Source organism: Streptomyces sp. NPDC060198, assembly GCF_042728415.1.
Lineage (GTDB): Bacteria > Actinomycetota > Actinomycetes > Streptomycetales > Streptomycetaceae > Streptomyces.
Genome location: NZ_JBHWZJ010000578.1, coordinates 1 through 2943 on the forward strand (window position 1 = coordinate 1; position 2943 = coordinate 2943).

Below are 2943 nucleotides of genomic sequence, written 5' to 3' on the forward strand. Positions count from 1 at the left end.
CGGTCGAACACCGCGGGGGGCACAGGAGTTGTTCGGGTCGTGAGCGAGAGGGCCGGTCAACTCCAGCTGGCGTGGAGGGGCTTGCCCTCCGCGTATCCGGCTGCGCTCTGCACGCCCACGACCGCCTTCTCGGCGAACTCCTCCAGGGAGGCGGCACCGGCGTAGGTGCAGGACGAGCGGACGCCCGCGATGATCGAGTCGATCAGGTCCTCGACACCGGGCCGCGTCGGGTCCAGGAACATCCGCGAGGTGGAGATGCCCTCCTCGAAGAGCGCCTTGCGGGCGCGGTCGTAGGAGGATTCGTCGGATGTGCGGTTCTTCACCGCGCGGGCCGAGGCCATGCCGAACGACTCCTTGTAGTACCGGCCGTCGGCCGACTGCTGGAGGTCACCGGGCGACTCGTACGTACCGGCGAACCAGGAGCCGATCATCACGTTGGACGCACCGGCCGCGAGGGCCATGGCCACGTCGCGCGGGTGGCGGACGCCGCCGTCCGCCCAGACGTGCTTGCCGTACTTCTTCGCCTCGGCGGCGCACTCCAGGACCGCGGAGAACTGCGGCCGTCCCACTCCGGTCATCATCCGCGTGGTGCACATGGCGCCGGGGCCGACACCGACCTTGATGATGTCGGCGCCCGCCTCGACGAGGTCGCGCACACCTTCGGCCGCGACGATGTTCCCCGCGACGATCGGGACGCGCGGGTCGAGGGCGCGGACCGCGCGGACCGCGCTGATCATCGATTCCTGGTGGCCGTGGGCGGTGTCCACCACGAGGGTGTCCACGCCGGCGTCCAGGAGCTGCTTGGCCTTGCCCGCGACGTCTCCGTTGATGCCGACGGCGGCGGCGACGCGCAGCCGGCCCTCGGCGTCGGTGGCGGGGGTGTACAGGGTGGCGCGGAGCGCGGCCTTGCGGGTGAGGATGCCGACCAGCCGGCCTTCCGCGTCGACGGCGGGGGCGAGCTTGCGGTTGGCCGTGTCGAGCCGGTTGAACGCCTCGCGGGGGTCGATGTCCGCGTCCAGCACGACCAGGTCCTTGGACATGACCTCGGAGAGCTGCGTGAAGCGGTCCACACCGGTCAGGTCGTGGTCGGTGACGACACCGACCGGCTTCCCGTCCTCGTCCACCACGACACCCGCGCCGTGCGCGCGCTTGGGCAGCAGAGAGAGGGCGTCCGCGACGGTCTGGCCGGGGGCCAGCACGATCGGGGTGTCGAGGACGAGGTGGCGCGTCTTGACCCAGGAGATGACCTCGGTGACGACCTCGATCGGGATGTCCTGCGGGATGACGACGAGACCGCCGCGACGGGCGACGGTTTCGGCCATCCGCCGTCCGGCGATGGCGGTCATGTTGGCGACCACCAGCGGGATGGTCGTCCCTGTGCCGTCGGGCGCGGAAAGATCCACTCCTTGGCGCGATCCGACCGCCGAACGCCCCGGAACCATGAAGACGTCGTCGTACGTGAGGTCGTACGGGACGGACGGGGTGTCTGAGTAACGGCCGGTGCCAGGTTCGAGAAAACGCATGACACCCATGGTTCCACGGGAATCGCCGCAGGTCGCCCCGGAAAAGGCACAGCGATGGCCGCCATCGCTCGTAGATTCCTACAGGCGCGCACGGCGGCGCACTGCCGGACCGCACCCCGACCGGCGGAACCTACCCCGATCGGGTGGCGCGCACACACCACCTCCAGATAATCGAACACGATTCGAATTCGTGCCGGTCTTCCTTGCTGGACCAGGTGACAAGCAGTCAGGTAGTTTCACCATCCGCAGGTCTTGGGGGTACCCCGGGGCATCGATGGAACGTCCCTGGCCGCCCGTCACGCGAATGACCGGAGAGGACCCGGATCCGCCCGTGGAAAGTGAACTGCCGGACATTTACTGCCCGTTCCCCCAGCGCACGAATCCGCATGTCGGGCACACCCGAGAGCACCTCGACAGCTGGACGCGCAGCACCGGGCTGGTGCACCGCGAGTCCGCGCGCGAGCGGTTCGAACAAGCCGATTTCGCGGCGTTCGTCGGCATGGTCCACCCCACGGCGGATCCCGGTCGGCTGGACCTGGTGGCCGACTGGTTCGTCTGGCTGTTCCTCGTCGACGACCAGCTCGACGACGGCCATCTCGGCCGCGACCCCGAGCGGGTGCGGCACGTCGTCGCCCGGATGCGTGCCGTGGTGGACGGCACCGCCCCGGACGCGGAGCCGGACGAGGACCTGCCCAGAGCCGTCGTGGCCCTGACCGATCTGTGGGAACGCACGATTCCGGACGTGCCCCCGCACTGGCGGACCCGGTTCGCCTTCCACCTGGTGGCGTACCTCACCACCGCCACGACCTGGGAGGCCGGGAACCGCGCGGAAGGCGTCGTCCCGTCCGAGGAGACGTACATCGCCAAGCGGCGTCACACCGGCGCGATACACGTCTGCATGGACCTCATAGAGATCGTCGCCGGGATCGAGGCCCCCGCGTCGATCCACAACGACCCCCGGTTCATCACCGCGCTCGAAGCCTCGTGCAACGTGGTGTGCTGGGCGAACGACGTCTACTCCTACGAGAAGGAGCAGGTCCTCGGCGAGATCCACAACCTCGTCCACCTGGTCCGCCACCACCGCGGGCTCGGCGAGCAGGAGGCGCTGGACCTGGTCGCGGAGCGGATAGCCACGGAAACGGAGCGGTTCCTGACCGCGGAGGACGAACTCCTGGAGCTGTACCCCCAGCTCTCCGGCCTGCTGGTGCCCTATCTGAACGGCATGCGCAGCTGGATGCGCGGCAACCTCGACTGGTCCATGCAGACGCCCCGGTACAACCCCGCCGACGTCAGCCAGTACGAGGAGCCCGGTCAGTACCTGGAGGAAGCGGTGCTCGGCATCGCGGCCGACCGGGCCGGCCGTGCGCGGGGCTGAGAGTCCCGTCCGGTACGGCGAAGAGGCCGGCACCCCGTCGCGGGG

At 69.5% G+C, this 2943-nt stretch carries 2 protein-coding genes; one reads left to right on the forward strand and one right to left on the reverse strand.

The genetic code is table 11. From position 1 onward, the window contains the following. Positions 1–56: 56 nt before the first annotated feature. Complete coding sequence (locus ACFWEP_RS33660; protein WP_387375953.1) at positions 57–1523, reverse strand: GuaB1 family IMP dehydrogenase-related protein; 1467 nt, start codon at positions 1521–1523, stop codon at positions 57–59. Positions 1524–1854: 331 nt separating this feature from the next. Between ACFWEP_RS33660 and ACFWEP_RS33665 the strand changes: the two genes are divergently transcribed. After that, positions 1855–2898, forward strand: coding sequence for a terpene cyclase (locus tag ACFWEP_RS33665; protein ID WP_387375955.1), 1044 nt, complete (start codon positions 1855–1857; stop codon positions 2896–2898). Positions 2899–2943: the final 45 nt, after the last annotated feature.

Coding starts and splice junctions, on each gene's coding strand:
- ACFWEP_RS33660 (WP_387375953.1), bottom strand. CDS start 1,523: ATGCGTTTTCTCGAACCTGGCACCGGCCGTTACTCAGACACCCCGTCC.